Annotated in this window: 17 protein-coding genes; all 17 read right to left on the bottom strand. The window is 54.5% G+C overall.

All coding sequences use genetic code 11. The features are described 5' to 3' along the window. Window positions 1–4 precede the first annotated feature (4 nt). From AWJ19_RS20645 to AWJ19_RS20725, 17 genes are read right to left on the bottom strand one after another with little or no spacing between them, the layout of a single operon-like run. Complete coding sequence (locus AWJ19_RS20645; RefSeq protein WP_068726635.1) at window positions 5–658, bottom strand: hypothetical protein; 654 nt, start codon at window positions 656–658, stop codon at window positions 5–7. Next, entirely contained in the window at window positions 639–2,246 is a 1,608-nt protein-coding gene (locus AWJ19_RS20650) for a non-ribosomal peptide synthetase (protein ID WP_068726636.1), read from the bottom strand. Before AWJ19_RS20650 ends, AWJ19_RS20645 begins: the two co-directional genes overlap by 20 nt. Beyond that, window positions 2,243–2,986, bottom strand: coding sequence for an alpha/beta fold hydrolase (locus AWJ19_RS20655; RefSeq protein WP_068726638.1), 744 nt, complete (start codon window positions 2,984–2,986; stop codon window positions 2,243–2,245). Before AWJ19_RS20655 ends, AWJ19_RS20650 begins: the two co-directional genes overlap by 4 nt. Then, window positions 2,983–4,218, bottom strand: a complete 1,236-nt coding sequence (locus tag AWJ19_RS20660) for a beta-ketoacyl synthase N-terminal-like domain-containing protein (protein WP_068726640.1) — start codon at window positions 4,216–4,218, stop codon at window positions 2,983–2,985. Before AWJ19_RS20660 ends, AWJ19_RS20655 begins: the two co-directional genes overlap by 4 nt. Then, on the bottom strand, window positions 4,211–8,704 hold the full coding sequence (locus AWJ19_RS20665) for a beta-ketoacyl synthase N-terminal-like domain-containing protein (RefSeq protein ID WP_068726642.1): 4,494 nt from the start codon (window positions 8,702–8,704) through the stop codon (window positions 4,211–4,213). Before AWJ19_RS20665 ends, AWJ19_RS20660 begins: the two co-directional genes overlap by 8 nt. A 37-nt stretch (window positions 8,705–8,741) precedes the next feature. After that, window positions 8,742–10,055, bottom strand: a complete 1,314-nt coding sequence (locus tag AWJ19_RS20670; RefSeq protein WP_068726644.1) for a beta-ketoacyl reductase — start codon at window positions 10,053–10,055, stop codon at window positions 8,742–8,744. Window positions 10,056–10,087: 32 nt separating this feature from the next. Next, complete coding sequence (locus AWJ19_RS20675; protein ID WP_198536609.1) at window positions 10,088–12,508, bottom strand: beta-ketoacyl synthase N-terminal-like domain-containing protein; 2,421 nt, start codon at window positions 12,506–12,508, stop codon at window positions 10,088–10,090. A gap of 39 nt (window positions 12,509–12,547) precedes the next feature. Then, the gene (locus AWJ19_RS20680) at window positions 12,548–13,708 is read right to left on the bottom strand and encodes an ACP S-malonyltransferase (protein WP_068726647.1); all 1,161 of its coding nucleotides are present in this window, start codon (window positions 13,706–13,708) and stop codon (window positions 12,548–12,550) included. Then, window positions 13,709–14,287 (bottom strand): acyl carrier protein, encoded by a 579-nt coding sequence (locus AWJ19_RS20685; RefSeq protein ID WP_198536610.1) that lies wholly within the window; start codon window positions 14,285–14,287, stop codon window positions 13,709–13,711. 5 nt (window positions 14,288–14,292) lie between these two features. Continuing rightward, on the bottom strand, window positions 14,293–15,189 hold the full coding sequence (locus AWJ19_RS20690) for a condensation domain-containing protein (protein WP_068726650.1): 897 nt from the start codon (window positions 15,187–15,189) through the stop codon (window positions 14,293–14,295). Then, window positions 15,173–16,753, bottom strand: coding sequence for a non-ribosomal peptide synthetase (locus AWJ19_RS20695; protein WP_068726652.1), 1,581 nt, complete (start codon window positions 16,751–16,753; stop codon window positions 15,173–15,175). Before AWJ19_RS20695 ends, AWJ19_RS20690 begins: the two co-directional genes overlap by 17 nt. After that, window positions 16,731–17,285 carry a hypothetical protein gene (locus tag AWJ19_RS20700; protein WP_068726654.1) on the bottom strand — a complete coding sequence of 185 codons (555 nt, stop codon included), beginning with the start codon at window positions 17,283–17,285 and terminating at the stop codon, window positions 16,731–16,733. The genes AWJ19_RS20695 and AWJ19_RS20700 overlap by 23 nt, the downstream gene beginning before the upstream one ends. Next, complete coding sequence (locus AWJ19_RS20705) at window positions 17,234–17,926, bottom strand: condensation domain-containing protein (RefSeq protein ID WP_068726656.1); 693 nt, start codon at window positions 17,924–17,926, stop codon at window positions 17,234–17,236. The genes AWJ19_RS20700 and AWJ19_RS20705 overlap by 52 nt, the downstream gene beginning before the upstream one ends. After that, the gene (locus AWJ19_RS20710; protein ID WP_068726658.1) at window positions 17,919–19,046 is read right to left on the bottom strand and encodes a condensation domain-containing protein; all 1,128 of its coding nucleotides are present in this window, start codon (window positions 19,044–19,046) and stop codon (window positions 17,919–17,921) included. Before AWJ19_RS20710 ends, AWJ19_RS20705 begins: the two co-directional genes overlap by 8 nt. Continuing rightward, the gene (locus AWJ19_RS20715) at window positions 19,043–20,521 is read right to left on the bottom strand and encodes a phosphopantetheine-binding protein (protein ID WP_068726660.1); all 1,479 of its coding nucleotides are present in this window, start codon (window positions 20,519–20,521) and stop codon (window positions 19,043–19,045) included. The genes AWJ19_RS20710 and AWJ19_RS20715 overlap by 4 nt, the downstream gene beginning before the upstream one ends. 37 nt (window positions 20,522–20,558) lie before the next feature. Continuing rightward, window positions 20,559–21,665 (bottom strand): ABC transporter permease, encoded by a 1,107-nt coding sequence (locus AWJ19_RS20720; protein ID WP_068726661.1) that lies wholly within the window; start codon window positions 21,663–21,665, stop codon window positions 20,559–20,561. Between the two features lies 1 nt (window position 21,666). Then, the gene (locus AWJ19_RS20725; protein WP_068726663.1) at window positions 21,667–22,818 is read right to left on the bottom strand and encodes an ABC transporter permease; all 1,152 of its coding nucleotides are present in this window, start codon (window positions 22,816–22,818) and stop codon (window positions 21,667–21,669) included. Window positions 22,819–22,820 lie beyond the last annotated feature (2 nt).

Below are 22,820 nucleotides of genomic sequence, written 5' to 3' on the forward strand. Positions count from 1 at the left end.
CCCCTTATCGTTCCCCGGCCTTTGATTTGCGGTGCCAATAATGAAACAGCAGCAGGTCCGCTACAAATCCGGCATTGATCAGCAGTATAAAGCTTAAGTAGATACTCCCTGTAATAGTATGGATCGGATATTTGAACAGGATGACCGCTGTAATCAGCAGACTGGCAAGCGCGCTGAGCGGCACTACTCCGGAGCTCCGGTAATGGATTTTGCGGTAAATACCAAGCATCAGCATCAGGATTCCCGGCAGAATCAGGGTCTCACGCAGCTCGCTGACATCAGGCATCGCCTCCCCGAAGGCATACACCGGGAAACGGATACAGAGTACAAGCCCCGAAAGAATCAGCAGGGAATCCAGCCATCTGCGGTGTCTGCTCAGGGCAATCGCATACCAGGCCCCGAATACATTCAGATAGGAAAGGGTCACCAGTATCAGCGCGGCGGCTATACTTCCAATGAACCAGTACGTATCCTCAGGAATGAACCGGTCCTTGCCGGTAAAGCGCAGGAACAGGAAGAAAAAGAGGCCGACCGCCAGCAGCTTCACTCCCCAGTAGGCCTTCATACCTGCACTGAACAGGCTGCGGAAGGCCTTATTTTCTCCGGGGGTACTGAAGCCGTATTTACGGTACAAAAAATCATAGATAGTTCGCTGCATAAGATTCCTCTCCCAGCATATTGGATAATTGCTCGATGGACGGGTGCTCAAAGACATCAAAGAAGCTGATATCGGCATTGAACCTCTGGTTAATCTCACGGGCGATTTCCCACACTGTCACGGAATCGATTCCCTGTTCAAAGATGTTCGTCTGCTCATTAAGGGCCGCGCCGGGCAGGTAATGCTGGAGAATTTGGGCAAGCTTTTTGTTTTTGCTGAGAAAATGCTGTTCATATAAGGCCCTTGTATCTGTTTTGCCGTTGGCGGTCAGCGGAATCTCCTGCACATATACGATCTTGGACGGAAGCATGTACATCGGCAGCAGCTGCTTCAATACCTGGCCAAGCTGCTCCGAGCGGGTGGTGATTGCCAGGTAGATCTTTTTATCACGGACAAAGGCATGGCAGTTCCGGATGCCCTGGGCACGGACGGTATATTCGATCTCCTGCAGGTCAATCCGGTAGCCGTTGATTTTCACCTGAGTGTCCTTCCGCCCCAGATAGACGATTTTGCCCTCTTCGTTCAGCCGGACAAGATCTCCGGTCTTATAGACATCCCGGCCCTGCCACCGGATAAAAGCCTCTTTCGTCTTCTCGGGATTGCCCAGATAACCGATCGCTACCCCTTGTCCCCCGGCATACAGCTCTCCTTCCGCCGCACTCTCCCCGTCTTCATTCACAATGAATGTCTGAGTTCCATGAACCTGCGTGCCGATGGCAATCTCCTTCATCACGCTGCCCTGTTCCATAACATCCAGGGTCGTAAACACCGTATTCTCCGTGGGTCCATAGCCGTTGACGACAGTGGTATGCTTCAGCACTTCATTGACATGGGACAGGCTCAGCTGCTCACCACCGACAATGACCCGGGAGAGGCTGCGGAACATTTCCGGCTTCTTGTCCACCCAGAAGTTAAACAGGGAGCAGGTGATCCACATGACGTCGATTCCCTGGCTGATCCGCTTTTCCACATGATAGATATTCAGAATCTCAGTTTTGGATAACAGTGAAATGGTCATCCCGGACAGCAGCCCGCCCCAGATTTCAATAATGGAAGCATCAAATTCCAGCGGACTGATGTGGGAGATGGTCTTCTCCGGTGAGAGTCCAAGCCGTTCATCTCCCAGCAGGCGGAGGACACCCCGGTCGGGAATGCCGACTGCTTTGGGTGTTGAGGTTGTTCCCGAGGTGAACACAATATAGCAGAGCTGCTCTGCAGAACGGGCGGGAAAATCCCACATGTCTTCCAGCAGAGGATCAGGCTGCAGCACTTCATTGATGGTCGCCTTAACCTGAATCGTACTGCGCATCGCCTGCTTCCGGCTGTCCGGATAGTCCTTGTTGATTACGGTATAGGCGGCTCCCGCCTTCAGCACCGCGACCATGGCCGCAATGGCCTCAATACTGCGCTCCAGCTCAATCGCCACCACATCATGAGCCTGAATGCCCTGCTCCTGGAGCTGCTGCAAATAGACATTGGACAGTGTATTGAGTCCCCCGTAAGTGATGGAACGGCTGCTTTCCGTGATAGCCGTCTTATCCCTGAAAGTCTGCATATTGCCCACTAAACTGCTTAATATATTGTTCATTGCCCGTTTCCCCCTTTGAATTGGCCCGTCTGGCCGGCTGTAATGAAGCTGATAATGTGCCTGTATACCTGCTGCTCGAACTCGTAGTAAAAGAAATGTCCTCCCGGATAAGTGTGCAAGGAAATCTCCTGCCCGGACAGATCGCCCCAGTCCTGAACAGCTGTGACCGAGCGGTCCTCAAGCCCCTGAAAAACTGCGATCCGGACATCTGCCCCAAATCTGCGGCAGCGGTACTGGTTATCCAGGTTATAGCGGTTCACTGCCGTAATATCGCTCCGCAGAGCCGGCAGGAACAGCTCTCTCATCTGCCGGGAGTCGAACTGCCCCTCCTTGATCAGGCCGTAAATCCGGCAGCGTTCAAGCAGTGCATCATCGTCCGGCTCCTCTTCATCGACCGCTTCAATCCGGTGCGGCGGAGTGGCTGCCATGAACAGCAGCCTGCTTACAGGGTAGCCGGAGTCCAGCAGTGCATGGGCAAGCTCATAGGCAATCAGTGAACCCATGCTGTAGCCCAGCAGCATGAGCTCCTCTTCCGGGTCGAGCGTCTGCCGCAGCGTTGAGAGCAGATCAGCGGTGATCTCCCGGATGGAGCTTAATGGCTTGCCGGAGAATCTTCTGCCATGTCCCGGATATTCCAGAGACATGACCGTCAGCTCCGGGTGACCCGCCTGGAGCTGCTTCTGCAGCCCGGCGAACACATTGACATGGGCACCGGCATACGGGAGGAGAATCAGCTTCATCGTCCGGCACCTCCTCCGGAACAGGCGCCGGCTTCCTCCAGCTGGAGCAGAAGGCTGTAGCAGTTGCCGTGCATCGAATACAGTACGGACGCGAACAGCCCGAAATCCCCGGGACTGCTGCTCCACTGCTCCCGGCCGATTGTGCCGATATAGTGATTCGGCCTGGCTATTTCCCGCCCCGACAGTTTACTGTGCGAGCGATGGGTATCCAGCAGACGGCAGACACCGGTCAAGCCGTAATAGCCCACGATATAATGAATATCCTCCTTCAGGAATCCGCCCCTCATGTTCCGGTAGGATTTCTGCAGAGCCTTCAGGCAGGAGAACTCTGCCGTATCATCAATCTCATTGCCGCGGCCGTACAGCTCCAGAAAAAGTTCTGCTTCAGGAGATACCCCGGCCTTCTCCAGCGACCGGCTCACCAGCTTCTTCACCGCAGTACGGTTAACCACCGGATTGCCCATGCTCCCCGCGGAAATATCCTTGATCTCGGCCAGGATAACATCACCGTCCGCCAGGGCCAGCTCCCGCTCCTTCAGCAGGAAGACGGCGCCGCCTTCCGAGAAGTAACGTCCCGAAGCTCCTTCTTCAAACGGCTCCGTATAGCGTTCTGCGCCTGTTCCGAACTGCGACAGCTCATACGGCACCGGGAAGGTAACGGCACTCGCTCCCCCCGTCAGAGCAGTATCGAACTCGCCTTTGCGGATTTTGGTGTAGGCACTGTACATGGAGCTGATCCCCGAGGTGGAAGCCTCGCTGATCAGCTGGACGGCAGGGGTGCAGCCCGGCTGCAGCAGCTTCAGGTAGCCCAGCGGATCAATAAGCTTCACAGCATGCCGGAAGTCTTCCCCCTCTACGCCCATTAAGGCATATTTGGACAGGATATCCGTCTGGGCAGTGCCGACTGAGACAAGCAGGCTGTTCTTAGGGCCCAGCTTGTTCCGGTCAGCCAGCGTCTGCATCAGGCTGAGTGTAATCCGTTCGCTGGACAGCAGGAATCTGCTGTCCTCCAGCGGCACATGCTCCAGCCTGAAGCGTTCTTCCACCGAGGTATAGAATATACCGTCGAAGCAGGACGCCTCTGCCTGCTCCCGGTTATAGCTGTGTGCAAGCTCCTGCATGCGCTGTTCCCAGACTGCATCTTTACGCCGAATCAGCTCTTCCGGGCTACCCGATTCGCGGTTCGGGTAATCGCAGATACAATCGACGATAACGACTCTGCGGTCATCCATTGGCTTCCTCCAGCAGGTCTCTGACGTATTGGCTGAGCTGGGTAATGGTCGGATAAATGAATACATCCGCGACTTCGATATCGATCTTGAACTGCTCCGCCACCGGACCATAGATGCCGAAGGCTTTGAGCGAGTCGCCTCCCAGATCTGTGAAGCTCTTATTGACATCGATCTCATTGCGGTCAAGCACCGAGGCGAATACAACCGTAATAAATTGCTCCACTTCATCCTGGCTTTCAGTTCCCGTGATCTTTAACGAAGAGTACTCCTTAATCTGAATGCCGGCAGCCTCTTCAGCTGTTGCATCCGCTGCAGGAACGGCGGCGACTGTGCCCGCATATGGCTCAGGCAGGCGGATGTATCCGCCAAGGTATTCGGCAGTCCTTGCTTTGTTGAATTCACCGGCGATTACCTTGCTAAACCGCTTGTCCAGCGAGAGCCGGATGTACTCTCTTCCGGCTGCCGACGGGAGCGACTTCATCAGCAGCTGTCCGTCTGCTGCAGCCAGATCTCCAAACTGGAGCGCCATTCCGGTCTCTTTCCAGCCGGGCCACTGCACCGTAGTCGTGGCCTTGTCCCGGAAGCCTTCAAGAAACGCGTTGGCGAAGGTGTAGGAGAACTGGCCTGCCGACCCGGCAATCGTCGTCATGGAGGAGCTGGCAATGAAGAACTTCAAGGGCTGCCCGGCCAGATATTTGCGCAGCAGCAGCGTTCCCGTTACCTTCGGGGAGGCTACGGCAAGAAACTCCTGTTCCGATTTCGTGAACAGCATGCCCTCCTCCGGCAAGCCTGCCAGATGAACAACCCCGGAGATGGTCTCCGTACCGGCCAGAGCGCCGATGACCTGCTTAACCTGCATCTCATCCGCCAGATCACAGCTGTGGAAGGTTACATTGGCCCCTTTGCCCAGTACCTGGTTCATGCGGTTCAGCCTGTCAGACTCCTGCTCAGTCAAGGAAGTCTGGGCCTGCAGCACAGACCAGGCATCCCTGCGTCCCAGAACCGCAATGTGCAGCCCCGGCTGGCGCTCCAGCAGAACATCGATGTACTCAAGACCGATACCGCCGTACCCTCCGGTAACAATGACACAATCTCCCTCACCCAGTTGAAGCCCCGAATCCTCAGGCAGCTTGACAACCTCCGTTAACGCTTCTTCATACAGACGGTTCCCTTCATACAGCAGCTTGAGGCCATTCAGCTGCTCCTGCCCGGCGATGGCCAGTATGGTTCCCAGGTCAAAAACCTTCATGTTCAGCATCTGCGTCTTAAAGCCGGTATTCTCCAGTCCCGGAACTCTCCCGGAGCTCAGCAGGGAGTAGTTCAGCGGATTAAGCGGGGAATCTGCATTCAGGGAAAATCCGTTATCTGCAAGGAACAGTACCGTTCCGCCGCGCTTGACCAGTGAAGGCACCTGCTTGGCAAAATGGAAGTAATGCAGCATCTCCTCTTCTATGCTGCCGCTGTCAGGCACATCGGCTTCATACCAGGGGGCATAGATAACGATGTCATACTTACTGTCAGGCTTGAAGGCAGAGATTCCGCTGTAGTCGAGCAGCTCTACCCCTTCCCGCTGTTCAGCCGCTGCAAGCTCCAGTGCCTGTCCGTTGCCGATAACCAGAACGGACTTGACGGCGGCAGCTGCGGCTGTCTCAGGCAGGCGGAAGGCGGAAGGGCTCCAGCCCACTTCGTGCAGATGAGGCCTGAAATAGGCATTGGCGAAGGCCTTCATCACATATTTGTCCAGATACGCGATTCTCTCTCCGGCTTCGTTGTAGACCGATACGTTGCCCGAGATAACCTCATGGTCCCCTGCAGTATCGTAGAGGAGCTCTGTCCGCGAATAAATACGGCTGGTGAACGGTTTGCCGGTGTAGATAAATTTGCCGTAGGACAGCGGAAGGTAGCTTTTGCCGCGGGCCTGGGCACGCTCATACACCATTGCGCCGAGTATTCCGTCCAGCAGGGAAGGGTGCAGATGGAAGGTATTCAGATCGCCTGCATACTGTTCATGAAGCGTCAGGGACAGCAGGATTTCGGAGCCGGACGGACGGGCCAGACGGAAATTTTGCTTGGCAAAATCCCAGCGGCCCTTGAAAAAGCTGTTCTCTTCCGAGCCGAAATTCGCGGTCAGCAGCTGTTGCTCGAACATAGTGCTTATCTCCGCCGTCTCTGCCGTTTCCATTCCCGGCTCCGCCGCCTTAATCGTGAAGGAGGCGTGTGTCACATAGTTGTTCATGTCCTGGTTCTCGTAGGAGAAAACCTCAACCTCCAGCTGTCCGGAGGACGGCTTGCCCACCTGAATCTGAAACTCCCGGTGCGTATCCTCAAGCTGGATCAGATTTTTGAAATACAGCTTCTCCAGCTGGAATGCGGGAGTACCGAAGTAGAGCACGGCCAGCTCAGCCGCAAGCTGCGTATAGGTCGTCCCGGAGAAGGTCCGCTGGCCGCCGATCCGGTGATCGTCGACAAACCAGTCGTCTGGCGATAGTTGTACAGAATAGACGTCGGAGCGCCCTGTCTTCAGGGTCTGCTTACGGATCAGTGTTGAGGCAACAGGCAGGCTGGGGCCGGAATTGGTGTAAATATTATGCTTTCTGACATTCGCCCAGAGCACTTCCCGTTTGAACTCATAGGTCGGCAGGGAGAGCGTAATGCCGCCGCGGTACGGATACAGCTCCAGCGCCTGGCTGTAGCCGTCCAGATACAGCTGAATCAGTTCACTTGTCAGGTACTGGTCGTAGCCGGTTTTGAGGCGGTGCTGCATCAGCTTTCTCATGTCAGCTGTAATCTCGCGGAGCTCTCCCTGGAAGATTCCGTCCGCCGGCTGGCCGCTGGCCAGAACACCAACTGCTGTACGCAGCTTGCTGAAGAATTCATCAAAGGTAGCCGCTTCAAAGCCGATTCCGTTTTTAAAATGATTCCGTTTATGAACGAGCGTATAAGAGATGTTGTGCAGGCTGAAGCGCTCCAGCCGGCTTGCCTGGCGCACGAATTTATTCAGTACGGCAATGAGCTGGTCCGGAGATTGGGCAGTGAAGACAAAGGGGTACGGCTCCCCAGGCTGGAACGTTTCCTGCTGGCGCTCATATTCCTCCAGGACGATATGGGCATTGGTGCCGCTGAATCCGAAGGAGCTGATGCCGCCGCGGCGGGGATACTTGCCTCTTTCCCATTTGCGGACCTTAGTAGGAATATAGAAAGGGCTGTCAACAAACTTGATATATTCATTCGGAGATTCAAACGTCTGGTTCGGAAAAATCTCCTGATTGCGCAGCGCCAGCGACATCTTGATCAGTCCGCCGACACCTGCTGCACCTACTGTATGTCCGATATTTTCCTTAAGGCTGGTGAGGGCGCAAAAGCCTTTTCTGTCCGCATGCTGCCTGTAGGCGTCCGTAAGACCTCTGACTTCAATCGGATCACCGAGCTTGGTGCCGGTTCCGTGGGCGTCAATGTATTCAACAGTCTCAGGCGAGATGGAGCTGCGTTCATAGGTATCCAGCAGCAGGTCCTTCTGGGCATGCGGATTGGGCGCGGTCAGCCCGTTCGATTTGCCGTCGCTGTTGATCATGCTTCCGCGGATTACCGAATAGATGTTGTCATTGTCGGCAATCGCGTTCTTCAGCCGCTTGAGGATTACAATACCCACACCTTCGCCGAAGATTGTCCCCTCCGACTCTGCATCAAACACCTTCAGGAAGGAACGGGAGGTCTCTACATTGCTGTACTGGTCCAGCACGCTGCCCTGGCGGGGGAACAGGCCGAGCGCAATTCCGCCGACAATCGCGGTATCAATCTCCTTATCGCGGAGTGTCTTGACGGCGAGATGCGCGGCCACCAGCGAGGAGGAGCAGGCCGTATCAATGACAAAGGAGCCGCCGGACATGTTGTAGATATAGTTGAGGCGGCTGGCCAGAATGCCTTCCCAGCAGCCGGAATTCACATAATTGGAATCCTCTTCGATCTCCGAGCGGTAATTGGCGGTAATCGATTTATCCTTCCCGATATAAATGGCCGTCTTGCTGTCCTTGACGGCATCCAGGCGGATGCCTGCATCCTCAAGCGCCAGATAGGAATGCTTCATCACAAGACGGTGTGTCGGGTCGATATACTTGGCTTCCTCCGGGGAGATGCCAAAGAACTCCGGATCAAAGGTATCAATATCCTCCAGGTATGCCCCCTTTTCCCGGCACAGCCGCTGCAGAAATTCCTCCGGGGTCGTCTTCAGATGGTCGGCGCCCTTCTGCAGGTAATCATGATCCTTCGGAATGTACGGAATCCGGTTCTCCGGGAATTCCTTGAATCCTCTCATGCCGTGCTTGACCGCCTGATAGAATTCATAGGTATCCTTTACATTGCTGTATTCGCAGGAGATGCCCACGATAGCGATATCATCGGGAATAATCTCTTCTAGCAGGGCCTTGCCTGCTGCTGAGTCCAGATTGCCCTTTTTTACCTGATCAAATATATATTCGCCTGCTCTCATTGCCTTCGCCTCTTTCAAAGTTTATTGAACTGTATTGCTATATCTTCTGAAATCTCAGGAAATCAAGCAGTTCAGCAGCGTCAGGCGCTGCAGCGTCAGGCACCGCCTGCCGTACCGGTGTCCTTACGGTCTGTTCCATGAATTCTGCCTGTCCTCTAATGGTCGGAATGGAAAACAGGGTGGTTACATCAAAGCTACCGGGAAACAAGCGGTTGAGCTCATCGCACAGCTGCACAATGGAGATCGAATCTCCCCCCTGCTCAAAAAAGCTGAGCTCTGTATCATAGTGGTCTTCACCCAGCGTCCGCTTCCACGCTTCGGCAACACCCTGCATGGCCGGGAGGCCTGCTCCGGCCGGCCGGGATGCTGCAGACGGCCTGCTAAGGACATCTGCGGCAGGTTCAGATCTGCCGAACAGGGACGAATAATCCTCGGCCGGCGCCTTAAGCTTCAGCATGGAAGCCTGCATTACGCCTGAATGGACGAACCGGTCAATCAGCTTCACTCCCTCCCGGCTGTGGAGCTTCTCAAAGTAATAGTCTGCCTTCCCGGCCGACATCCCGACATCCTCCCAGCCGGTCAGATTCAAAGTCCGGACACGTCCTCCTTCTGCCGCCAGTCCCGACTGGTACGCATTCGCGGCACAATATTCCGTCTGTCCCATAGCTCCGATCAGACCGGCAACGGAAGCAAAGTGAATGATCTCCCGGGCATGTCCGAAGTATTTGCCGAGCAGATAAGAACCTTGAATTTTGCTGCGGGTCCGTTCGCAGAATTCCGCCTTTGTTTTGTTGACGAACAGCCCCTTTGCTGGCTCCCCGGCAAAATTAAGCACATACTCCACATTTCTGCCTTGTCCTGCGGCAAAGGCCCGGACCTGCTGCTCATCCGTAATATCCAGTGTGAGATAGCGGATATTTGCTGGTGGAGATCCGCCTTGCCACCCGGGGCTGCGTCCGGCTGCAATGATGTCCGTGTCAGGATAGGCTGAAGCCACATAACGGGCGTATTCTCTGCCGATGCCCGAACCGCCGCCGATAATCAGGAGCGTCCGTCCGGCCAGCTTGCCGGATTCGCCTCCCCACAGCTTCAGGCTTTTGAAGCGGAGGGCGTGATAATTTCCGTCTCTGAGCACAATCAGCTCCTCGTTGTGATAGCTGTTGCGGACAAGCTCCAGTGACTCGTGCACCGGCTTGGCATCAATCAGCCTGATCCTGAAATTCAGCTCCAGACGCAGGGAGTAGATGCCCATCGCCACACTGCGGCTGAGGGCATTCATCTCATCCCGGCCGAACAGCCCGGTGCCGATGTAATGAAACTCCTTCAGGCAGTTCGAGCGGTTAAGCTCCACCAGCCAGCAGCCGATCCCATAGGTCTCTTCTGCTACAGCGGCTTCATCGTAGTAGGGCTTGTCCCATAAAAATATCCTCTGGAACGTTGTTGCAGACGCAGCAGCTGCTGCAGCTCGGAGATATTCTCGAAGTAATGAACCGGCCCATCCGGCGCAAGCCTTCTCTGCAGCGAGCGGTGCATAATCAGCAGCGGCACCTGCGGCTCTTCCTGCTCCTTGAATACCGTCTCGACATAATACTCCTGCTTGAAATAATCGCCCCGCGGCTCCCCGCCTGTATTCAGAGCATTCTTGACCTTGTAGTTCCTGACTGAAATGACTGCTCTGCCTATGCTGTCATACAAGGTAATATCCAAAGATAATATAATATTGCCTATGTTATCCGAAGTTTTCTCCCGGATTCTTAGATCTGAGTAGAACTCACTGCCGCTCAGCGCACCGGTGCTGAAATCAATTTCGCTCCACAGCCAGGGGAACAGGATCTCACCGGGCACTGCCATCCGGTTCAGTGCGTTGAATGCCGGGTCCAGGAGAGAAGGATAGAAGCTGTATAAGCTGAATTCACGCTCATAGCCGGAAGGTGCCTTCAGCTTGACCAGCGCGCGGTCCCGCTCCGCACTGACCCAGAGCCTGTCTACGGTCTCCCATCTTCCTGAGACCTGCAGCCCGCCGCCTTGCCCGTCTCCGACCTGGCTGGTGACCTCCAGCTCCTCCAGCTCCTCCAGTCCCATATCCTGGATAAGCCCCCCGGCAAGTCCTTCAGCCTGGCGTCCGGCTCTGGGGACCAGCTCAAACTGAAGCCAGTTCCGGAACTCACCCGCAGCAGTGTAAGAAACCGTGCCCCGCAAAGTCAATTTATCAATAACAACGTTAATCTTCAGAGCTTCCTCACAGGTAGAGAGCGGTGCCAGAATATGCAGATTGCGGATATTGAATGCTTCCAGGCCGTAAGCGGTAGTTTGAAGGCCCTGGGCCAGAATTTCAAAGATCGCTGTACCGACCATCAGATGGCTGCTGCCAAAGACATGCTCCCTGATCTCCCAGCAATGCTGCATGCCCAGCGGAAATTGAACACACAGTGTATGCTCCGTTTCCAGCCGCTGGAGAGGATGGCTGACTGCAAAGGAGTTGCGGTCCAGCGGGAACCAGTAAGGCCGCAGCCGCATTTCCAAAGGCTTGACCTTCCGCTCTCCTGCCCCCTCATAGCCTTCCAGGATGACATGTGCATTCGTTCCCGTCATGCCGAAGGAGCTGACGCCGGCAAGCGAACACCGGCGGAGCGGGCTGCTCTTGTCCGGGATAAAGAATACAGAGTGCTCGAAATCAATCTCGCTGTTCGGAATCCGGAAATTGGGATGCGGCAGCAGAACACCACGCTCCAGGCTCATCACGGACTTGATCAGTGAGAACAGGCCGGAAGCCACATCCAGATGTCCGAAGTTTGACTTGCAGGCAGTGAGCGCCACCGATTGTCTGTTCACGCCATGCTCCAGAAAGAACGGGGTCAGGCTCTCGAACTCAATGCTGTCCCCGACTGCTGTACCAGTGCCGTGAGACTCGATAAACGCCAGCCGGTCCAGCTGATCTGCGAACGGGCTCCAGGCTTCCTCAATCAGGCCTTCCTGGGCAAGCGGATTGGGGGAGGACATATTGACGGTATGCCCGTCATTGTTGACAGCATAGCCTTTGATCAGCCCGTAAATATAGTTGCCGTCCCTCTCCGCATCCCCGCGTCTTTTAAGGATGACCGAGCATACGCCTTCTCCGATGGAGGTGCCGGTGCTCCGCTCGTCAAAAGCCTTGGTCGTTGCATCGGCAGCCAGAATATCAACCAGCTTGTCCGCTTTCTCACCGGGCTTAATATACAGGTTGGAGCTGACAATCACCGCATAATCGGTAGCACCCCTGCGCAGCTCATCCGCAGCCTGGATGACCGATACGAGCGAAGAGGAGCAGGCCGTATCTGTCATGACCGCAGGCCCTTTCAGATCAAAGATATAATTGATCCGGCTGGCTATAGTTGAATTCAGCATGCCCAGAAGGTCGGGAGTCAGTCCCAGAGCCTGCAGCTGCAGCTGATACTGGTACTGCTGGGTTGTATTGACACTTCCATAGACGCCGGTCCTTGTCCCCCGGATGGATTCAAGGCAGCCGCTGTCATTCAGCGCCCTCGTTGCCGAGAGCAGTGTCAGCCGCTGATTCGGGTCCATGTACTCCGCGCTTTTCTGGGCAATATGATAATATTTATGGTCAAACTGATCGATGGCCGGGAAATAGGAGCCCTCCATATAAAGCTCCCCGTTCCCGGACAGCCCGCTCTGCTTCAGCCGCTGGCCGGGGAATTGCCCCTTTGACACCTGCCCTGCGCTTAGAAACCGCCACACCTCCTCCTGATTGCGGCAGCCAGGCATGGACAGATCCAGACCAATGATTGCTATATCATCCTTACTCAAGCTCATCCACCCCATTCCTATAACGCATAATATTCGTTGTTATCCGACTTTCCAGGCTAACTGGTTGCAGTATTCTGTAATTTCATCGGCGGGAACCGCCTTGGTGCTCAGGATCAGCTCCAGCAGTGACAGTGTCTCACGGATTTCAGCATCCGAGGCTGCCTTGCCGATCTGAGACTTGATGCGGTTATAGCCGCTTATTACGATATCGTCATAGGCCTCGGCATCCAAGCTGTTATTTTTGGTGGAGACAATGATGCCGAGCGCTCTGGAGAATATGTCATAGTGCCGGTTGACCTCAATATCATCCTTCAGCTCTGTGCATAGCGCCGCCATGCTCTCTTCATTATGGAAGGCAAAGATGCCTTTGACACTTTTGAGCATTTTGACGAACATTCCGTTAGGGGACAGATCCACGAAGAGCTGCACCCCGCGGCTAAGCGCGTAATCAATGGACGGCTGCCAGCGGACAGGGCTGACAATCTGGGCGGCAATTTCTCCCCGCAGATTCGTGAAGTCATAGGGCCCTGCACTCTTATTGCTGATGACCTGGGTCTGCACTCTGGGGCTGAAGGACATTGCGCTAAGCTGCGCGTATACTTCATCCGCTGCTTCCTTCATATACGGGGTGTGGAAGGCCCCGTTAACGCCGAGCATAACCCCTTCAAGCCGGTGGTGCTTAACAAATTCCTGAATGGCCTGGCGGGTACCGGAAATCACAGTCTGCTGCTCCGAGTTGAGATTGGCCGCATATACGTTCTCCCAGCCGGCGGCGAGTGCCTCGACTTCTCCGGGAGCAGCAAACACCGCCATCATCCCCAGGCTCTCCTGCCGCTCAATCGCCGCCTTCATCGCCATGCCGCGGATGTTCACCAGCGCAAGCCCTTCTTCATAGGTGACTGCCCCGGCAATGGTCAGTGCAGTAATTTCACCCAGACTGTGGCCGAGCACGAAGCCGGGATAAAGGCCGATTCTCTGCTTGTATAACTGGTACATGCACATGGAGCCGACATAGGTGGCAAGCTGTGCTTTATGGGTGTCCTGGCTTAAATCCGCGGTCAGCCATTCCGAAACCGGGAAGCCCAGCTGATGTTCCGCTGTTTCAATCAGCGCACGCGCCCCGGGCGATTCCAGCCAGAGATCCTTTACCTGCTCCGTAAACCGTGTTCCCTGTCCGGGCAACAGCAATGCAATATTCATTTAATTAGCCTCCTTTAGATGATCCTTTATTTTACCGGCCAGCAGCCCGGCTGTATGAAAGTTGAAGAAATCCGATATTTTAAGATTGATATTGAAGGCTTCCCTGATCCTTTTCTTGAGCTTGACAAGCAGGAGCGAGTCCATGCCGAGATCGAAAAAGCTTACATCTGCCTGCACAGCCGTCTCCCCCAGCAGGGCGGATACGATTTCGGCAATCTTGCTGTAAATCTCTCCGCTCTGTGCCTGCAAGCTGTCTTCTGCACTGCAAGGCTCCTCTTCCCTGGAAGCCAGGGACATTAGATCACCCACACGCAGCCCGCCGCCGGCATTCGCATACAAGCTCCGGAGATTGCTGCGGAACAGAGACTGCAGAGACTGCAGATCCTCCAGCCCGTATTCACTGGAGATGACACTGATCTCCCAATCTTCCCCTGTCTTATAGACGGAGAAATGCAGCCCGTATTTTTCATCCTGGTAGCCGGCGCCTTCCTCCAACTCAATGCCATGGGCCTCATTCAGTTTTTTAGCGATCAGGCTGCCTGATTTGTAATCAAAAATAATGTCCCTGAAAATGTTCATGCTGCTCATAGGCTCGGTACGATCAGCTCCCCGTAATGGTCACGTCCGGCAAAGCCGGAGAATATCCTGGCCTGAATCCCGGCAATGAGCTGATCCGTCCCGGTCTCCAGCTCCTCCTCCAGCTGCACCGCAAACGGGATCAGCTGCACGAAATTGCCGAGCGCCCGGTAATTGCGGGGATCTCTGCCCAGATAAGGATAGGCCAGATAAACCGTCCCGCTCTGCAGCAGGCTCGCCAGACTGAGTGAGAAGGCGGTCAGCGCTACCGCAAAATCCGAGTGCCGCCTGACATATCCCGGCTCCAGCGTGAAGCGGTCATTCAGGTAATGAACCTCATTGCACTGTCTGGCCAGCAGCCTGGACTTGAACGGTCCATAGCTCCCGAAGCTGATTATGCTTGCCGGCTGCTGGATATCCGGCCCGTCAACTTCAAGCACAGGCGGGTGCAGCTGTGATTCGGCAGCTTCCCCGGACAGATAAGCTTCAGTCAATTCCTGAAGGAACAGGTTCATACTGAACCCGTCAAGCAGCACATGATGGGCATTGATGAACAGGTAATCTGCCGGTTCGTCCAGCACCCTGCAGATCAGAATCCGCACCAGCGCACGGTCCCTGACGGTAATCAGCTGCTCGCTGATCAGACGCTCCTTATCCAGCTGACCGAAGGTTCTGACCTCAATCGTCGGCGCTTCATCTCCGGTTCTTTTGTAAATCTCGGACTGGATCTGGTAGGTGGTCCGGAACAAGTCGAACTGCTCCACATACCGGGTCAGCAAATTATACATTTTTGGGATATTGAGTCCTTCGGCAAACCGGACAAACAGCGGAATATTATAGGCGGTAGGACTGAGCAGGCAGCTGCTCACAATTCTTTTCTCGGTACTGCTAACCGTGGCTGACATTGTCCGCAATCTCTCCTAAAGTTCTGCTGAACAGCATATCAAGGTCCAGCTGATAACCCTTGCTTCCCAGCTGCCAGATGATTTCCATCGCCTTGATGGAATCCCCGCCCAGATCCAGGAATGTCTGCTCTGCTGCTATTTCACTTTTCAGCACACTTGTCATCACCTGCATAATTTCATTGCGGTTATTACTGGCCATAGAATTGCCATTTATGATTTCTGAGATATCCGTTTTACCGTTAGTATTCATAGGAATAATATCCACCACCTTCACTGTAGGAACCATATACTCAGGCAGCCTGCTCCGCAAATGTCCGCGCAGCTGCTCCAGATTCACCTGATCCTTCACATAGAGCATCAGCCGCTGTCCGTCGTAGTGAGCCAGACAATCCTTTTGCAGGCCGAAGCTGTAGGCACATTTCTCCACTTCCCCCAGCTCGATGCGGTAGCCGGAGATTTTGACCTGCCTGTCCTTGCGCTCCACATAGATAATCTCTTCTTCCGCATCAAGGTACACCGTGTCCCCGGTCCGGTAAAAGCGTCTGCCGTCCAGCTCCAGCAGAGCTCTGCTGCTTGCCTCCGTATTCCCGAAATAACCGCGCATGACGCCGGAATCTGCAATCAGCAGCTCTCCCTGCTGCCCTGCAGGAACCGCGAGATTATCCCCGTCTACAATCATGAACGCCCCCTGGTCAAACAGTTTGCCGATCGGCATCTGCAGCTCAGTACCGTCAACCCGGTGGGCGGTGGCAAAGACCGTGGTCTCCGTTGGCCCGTAGACATGGAGGACGGTGCAGTAGCGTGCAGCCTCCTGCAGATGATGTACGGAGCAGCGCTCGCCTCCGGTCAGAACCAGCGAGACCTTGCGGAACAGCTCAGGGGCTTCATCCACATAGAGGTTGAATAGCCTTGTAGTCAGGAATAACGTATCTATTCCGTCAAAACGTTCAGGAACTGTGTCACAGTCCAGGCTGTCATCCTTACTGATCAGCTTCAGCGTCATTCCGTTCAGCAGCCCGCCAAAAATCTCATAGACAGAAGCATCGAATTCCAGCGGGGCAAGCTGGCCCATAGTCTCACCCTGGTAGAAGCTTGGTTCATTGACTATCTTACCGATAGACCGGTCTTCGATAGCTACCGCTTTCGGCTCTCCGGTGGAGCCTGAGGTGAAGATGATATAGAGCAGGCTGTCAGGCTGTCTTTCCGTTTCAGGCAGCGCAGCTTCCTCTCCGCCTCCGGCCTCGGCGATAGTATGCAGACTGACCTTGGCCTGGACAAGTAACTTCATCTTCTCCTTGCGGTGGTCCGGATAAGATTCCGGAATAACACAATAAGCGGCTCCGGCCCGGATGGTACCGATCATAAGCACAATGGAATCTGCTCTTTCCGGGCATTCAATGGCTACCACATCCCCTTTACCTACGCCCCGGCTGCAGAGGCCGGCAGCAACACCGCGGGTAAGCTCATCCAGCTGCCGATAGGTTAAAGTGCGGGATTCATCCAGAATAGCCGTTTTTTCATGGTATAAATTAAATATAATGTTAATTTTTTCTTTTAAATTCACAGAAATCCCCCTTTTCCGCCAAATAATCAAGTCTGCTGCCTAAGTCACCTATAAGTGCTGCAATCTGATCATCTGAATACTTGGCCTTGCTGTATTCCACTTCTATGCCGTTCTCCTGCTGGTAATGGTAGACCCTGATGTATAATTCAAACTTGCACATCCGGTCCGCCGGTATGTAGCGGAAATGCCGGAACATGTCCTCCTCATAGGAGTACACGATCGGATATTCAATCATCCCGCGGGAGTCATTGCCGGGGTCTCTGAAGCTCTGAAGATTGCTGCCGTGAATATTCCGGATTCTGGACTCCGCATCCTCTTCCGCTTGTATCTGCTTAGGCATCATCCGCACATAGCAGCCCGCTTCAGTGAAATTCCCGATTCTCATCCGCCAGTTGCCTATTGTGCCGTAGATATCACCGCTGCACATACTGCCCAGTACCTCCTCAAGCAGCCCCTGAAAAACGGCGTTCTTCGTGACCTTCAGCCGTAAGGCCAGCTGCTGGACCGCTTCCTGGCGGGCGGCTGTAAGCATGACGGCAAGCCTTCCGGCACCGGGAGCAGGTCTGGGCTGCAGCGCCGCAGCCTCAGCAGCCTTTCCTTCACCTCTGCTGGAGCAGCGCTATGCCCCTGGAGTTCACAGATTGCACGGTAGCCGGATAAAGGAAGGGAAGCCTGTGGTATAATCTCCTGCCCTTCCAGCAGCGTGCCGATGAAATCCTGTTCAAAGCGGCGGATTCCCAAGCCATCCACGGCGATATGATGGAACTCTACATACAGGAACCGCTTATCCAGCCATTCCAGAAAGGTCAGGCGCCAGGGATAATGTGCAGCCAGATCAATCCCGGAGCTGCAGCCTCTGATATATTCTTCAGGCGCTTCATGAATTTCCAGTGGTTCCACACTGAAATCCTCCGGCTGCAAAGGGGTATACCGCTGGTAGAATTTCCGCAGCTGCGGGTCGTAATCATATTTTACCTGGAGCGTCTTATGCGCCTTAATAACGGTGTACAACGCTGCTCTTACAGCCCCGTAACTGGTATCCGCATCAAGCGTGTACAACAGCGGCAGCCGGTACAGCGGCAGTTTATTGCAGATGAACATCTTGCGCTGGATCGCGGTCAGCTCGCTGATCTCCTCCTCCCGGGAATCCGGGGAGTATGCATATTCAAGCATGATCGGCTTCACCCGCCTCTACAGCAAGCTCCTGAAGGGCTGACCGCACATCCTGGACAATCCGTGCTTCTTCCTCCAGCGTGTAAACCAGATCGTCAATATACAATCCGATCCGGCACTCCCGGGCAGACAGCTGGAAATTCACCAGCAGCTGAAATTTCGACACACCGGGGAACTCCAGCACCTGGTCAAACAACGCTCCTTCACCGCTGCCGGCCACCAGGGTCTGAAATACAATTGCCGGGAACTCAAGTGTGAAGCCGGCTCCGTTCAAATCATAGATCGATGCCGCCTGATACCGGTGTGCTGTAGTAAGGCTCTCACGGAGGACATTGTCATCCTCAGTGTTGAAGAAGACTGGCAGTACCCGGGCAAAGGACTGGACAACATGGATTGCGCCGGGGATTACCCTTCCGTGGTACACCGCGCCCACATAGCCCTGTGTATGATTGAAAGCCAGTGCCAAACGGCTCGTCAGGGAAGAGAGCAGCCTGTGTTCCTGCTCCGGATACGGCACTTCTTCTGCCTGACAGGTAAACTCATAAAAATGATAGCTTCCCTTGGTCCGAACCGGCTTGCCCAGACTTGGATAGGCGTTGTAACGGAGAAGCGGCTGCCAGCCCTGCACATCACCGGCAATAGCTGCCTTATAGCTGCCGGCTATTTGCGCATACTGGGCATATTGCACAGGCTGGCCGTTGAAGCTGTCCTCGATCTGGCTGAGCAGAATACCGAGACCTATCTGGTCAATAAGCATATGACGCATATTGAGATACAGGTAGGTGTGCCCGGTGGAGACCAGTGTAACCAGCCTGATATCCCATAGCCGTCCACCGCCCTGCAGGCGGAACCCGCTGCTGATTTCCTGCAGCTGACCGGCATCAGCCAGTGTGATATGCTCAATTTCCACATGCCTGTTCTGTCCGATCTTCCCGTGTACTTCGCCATCGGCGTAGATATACTCTGTGAAGAAGACATCATTGCATGCAATAACATGCTCAATCGCAGCCTGCAGCGCATTCAATTCAACCGTGCCCTGCTCTGAAATCCGGTAAGCATACTTCACATCGTACATATTGGATTCCGCCAGGCGGAAGCTGTCGATAAACAGCACCTTCATAAAGTTTGGGCATTCGTATCTGTCCGGCTCTGCAGCATCCCATTGCGGGAAGGCGGCATGGCGGCCCGCTCCAGAATCAGCCGCTTCAGCTCGCGGAGCGTGCCCGAAGTATAAATATCCTGATAGCTGAGCTGTACACCCAGATGCTCGTAAATGTCCGTAATCATTCTTGCTATATCCATTGAAGAGATCGAGGAGTGGAACAGGTCCTCATCTTCACCGATATCAGGCAGCCACCTGCTGCTTCTCTCTTCCCGCACAGCGGGTCCGGCAGACGACGCTGCAGTCTCCATGACAGCCGCCATCGGTACATGCGTATCACCGGCAGGCTGCGACAGCTCCAGCCGGTCCAGCATAATCAGCATCTCCTCCAGTCCGGAGAACAGGTGCTGGATCAAGGGCTGGTCGCAGCAGTATTCATACTCCAGGTGGTCGCCGTATTCATTGAACTGCAGATGGTTATTGTACTTGTGGAGATAACCGCCCAGCGTAAGCCGGGAGAATACCTCCGATCTCTGTTCCAGCTCCGGCATTCCAGTATAAGACAATACGTAGTCATACCCGTGATACCCCAGCAGCTCCATATATTCCTCATAAGACAACAGGGCAGAGCCGCTGATAGACTGGAACAGCTCTTTGAATATGCTGCGGGCATTACCGGCATAGCTTGTGCTGTCGTCTATCTGCAGAAGAACAGGCGCAATATCCGTGAAATTTCCGATTACACCGGCCTGCTGCATTTGATCTCTGCGGGACACCACGACTCCGATCAGGTTCCTCCGCTGCGGCGACAGCAGGGCCAGCGCAAGCAGGATAACGCCGAACCGGGTGACCTTCAGCTTGCCTGACAGCGATACCGCCGCTCTGAAAGCCCCGTCTGTCAGCCGGCCGCGGCCGTAAACCGGCTCGGCATACGGGCGGCAGGTCTGATCCGGACGCTGATATTGCCTGATTCTGTCCGCATACCCGTCCATTCCCGGCAATGCCTTGGCCCGGCCACTCAGCTTCCGGAAATAACTGCCCTCATCAAGCACAGGGGAGCTCTTGGTCAGCAGCTCCTGCTCCAGGCTGTCCAGGAACAGATACAGGGAATCACCGTCCATAATCAGATGATGCATCAGAAACTCGATGCAGTGCTCATCCTCCCTGAGATAGTAAGCGGCCAGGCGTCCGCCCCCGAAGACAGCCAGTCTCTGGCCGCCGAGAGGCACGCTGCTCCGGTAATCCTTGAAGCCGCTGTCTACGGCAAACATGTACTGTGAATCCTGTCTGATAATTCTGCCGCTGAAGGCTTCAACTGCGTTCATTACCTTCCTGACAGCCTGATCTATTTCATCCCTGCTCCACCGGTCATCATAAGTAACGGTGAAATAAATACCGTAATCCTTACCGTGCTTTTCGGCATATAATATTTTCTGCTGCAAGGGCTCCAGCTCGTAATGCCGTGTGCCGGTCTCGGGACTGTTAAGCATCATGCTCTTCTCCTCCTTTCAGCACAGCCTGTGGCCTGCCCTAGATATCCTGAGTTTTTACCCGGGTAAGCAGGAGAAAAATGAGCGCCGCACAGGCCAGCAGGCTGACAAAATGAACCGTTACCGCGCTGCCGCTTCCCGTGAACCCGCTGAACAATTCTGTGTTCAGCTCCGTAATCCACCGGGTCGGCAGAATCCGGGCGAAGCGCTGCATGCCTTCCGGCATGATGGAGCTTGGCCAGAGTGTACCGCCGAGCATCGCCAGCGGCAGGGAGACAACGGTGACCAGCAGCCGTCCTGTGGACTGTTTCGTAGTGCGGCTGACCAGCAGCAGGCCGATGCCCGCAGCAATGACATTAAGCAGACCGTAAGCCAGTACCAGCAGCAGCAGATGGAAAGCGGACAGCTCCAGGTCGATTCCGAAGGCCCCGCTCATCAGGGCAATCATAAGCAGGAACTGGACGATACCAATCGCTGCGAATACACTGACCGTCTGTAAATAGTAGCTGAGCTTGTTTTTTGCCGTCAGCAGCACCCGTTCAGTCGTGGAGTGAACCTTGTCACCCAGGAACAGCAGGGTGTTGGTCATGGTCAGGAAGAGCATGATGAACACAATCATGTTAAACGTGCTGGTCAGAACCACTGCGTGCGGATTGCCCAGAATACTCGGCTCGATTGTGACCGGTGCAGGAGTATCCGCCATCAGCTTCATGCTCTCCTGAAAAGCTCCGGCATCGGGTGCATTCTTTGCCAGCGTCTGCAGTGAGGAGAAGATGCTGTTCAGCTTGACCTCAAGTGATTTGGAGTTGAAATTAACCTCCTTGGCATAGCTCTCGATCTTCAGCGCATCCGGATTGGCAAAGAGCTCACCGGCTGTACTGGTAAAAACAATTCCCAGATTCGCGCTTGTTTGAATAGCACTGTCTGCATCCTTTGCATGAATCAGGGTCACATCCTGCTTCTCCAGCATGGCGGAAACATAGGAATCAACCGCGGGATCCGGCACATACATGGCCAAGGTTACCTTGGTCGCATCGTTATACTGGGTAACCACCATGAAGGTGAACAGAACGGGCAGCAGCACCATGAAAATAAGCGTCAGCCTTCTTCTCACAATCCGTTTCAAATAAAGTCCAAAGATTCTCATGTTATCTGACCCCCTTCCGGGTTAATGAAAAGACGGAGATTAATACGAACCCTAGAGACAGGACCAGTGCATTATAGACAGGCATCAGGTCGATTACCCCCTGCTGGATATAGTTGAACAGCGGCTGCTGGAACACCTCATTGATGCTCAGCCTGCTGAGCGACCCGAAATCCAGCTTGATAAAGCCGCCGCCGATAAACGTCATAACTGGAATCAGCAGGGATACGATACTGTCCAGTGCCTTCATGCGGCGTCCAAGCACTCCCAGGAACAGGCCCAGCGCGTTAAAGAAAATAGCGCCGACAATAATGATGAACAGGACCACCAGATTGTTATTGCCGTAAGAGACATTGAAGAACAGCTTGGCACAGGCCACGATGACCAGCCCCTGAAGAATGGAGATCGAGCAGCCGGTCAGCCATTGGCTTACCACCAGCGACATTTTGGATACCGGCGAGATCAGATAGCGGTCACCCAGCGCTTCATTGTACTCTTCCTGAATGAAATTCATCGTATTGGCCAGTCCGTAAAAGAGGATAAGGACCAGCATCGTCACGCCATAGTAGCTCAGACCCGACATACCGCCTGCTTCACCCTTCTCTCCGGCAGCGCCACCCGCCGTCAGCAGATTGCTGTAGGCATGCTGATAGACAAGCGGCTGATTATCCCGTCCGGATACGCCCATAGCCTGGTACCCGTCGCCGAAGGCGGAGAGGGTCAGTGCGGTGATATCCACCTTGTCAATGTTCTGATCCTTGCCGTAAACCGTAACCGTACTTTCCCGGTTTGCTGTGACGCCCTCGGTCAAGCCCGCGGGCAGATAAATGAACTGGTCATATTTATCGGCCTCCAGAGCTTTGCGTGCCTCCTCTGCGCTTGCGGCAACGGTGACCTCATACAGCTCCCGGTTCTCAGCGCTGGTTAAAAAGGCTACGATATCTTTTCCGAACTGTCCGCTGTCCTCATTAACCACAACCGTACGGGTCTGTGTAATATTGATCGCTGCTGCTGTCTCCTTGGATTCCGGCTGGAACATGGTTGATAGGGCGTTGCCCAGAATCACAATCAGCAGCAGCGGCAGCAGAATGTAGTTGACAAAGACGACAGGGCTTTTGATCTTCCGCTTCATGCTTGTTATATAGATCGTCCACATGG

This window comes from Paenibacillus sp. DMB5, assembly GCF_001517085.1.
GTDB lineage: Bacteria > Bacillota > Bacilli > Paenibacillales > Paenibacillaceae > Paenibacillus_AQ.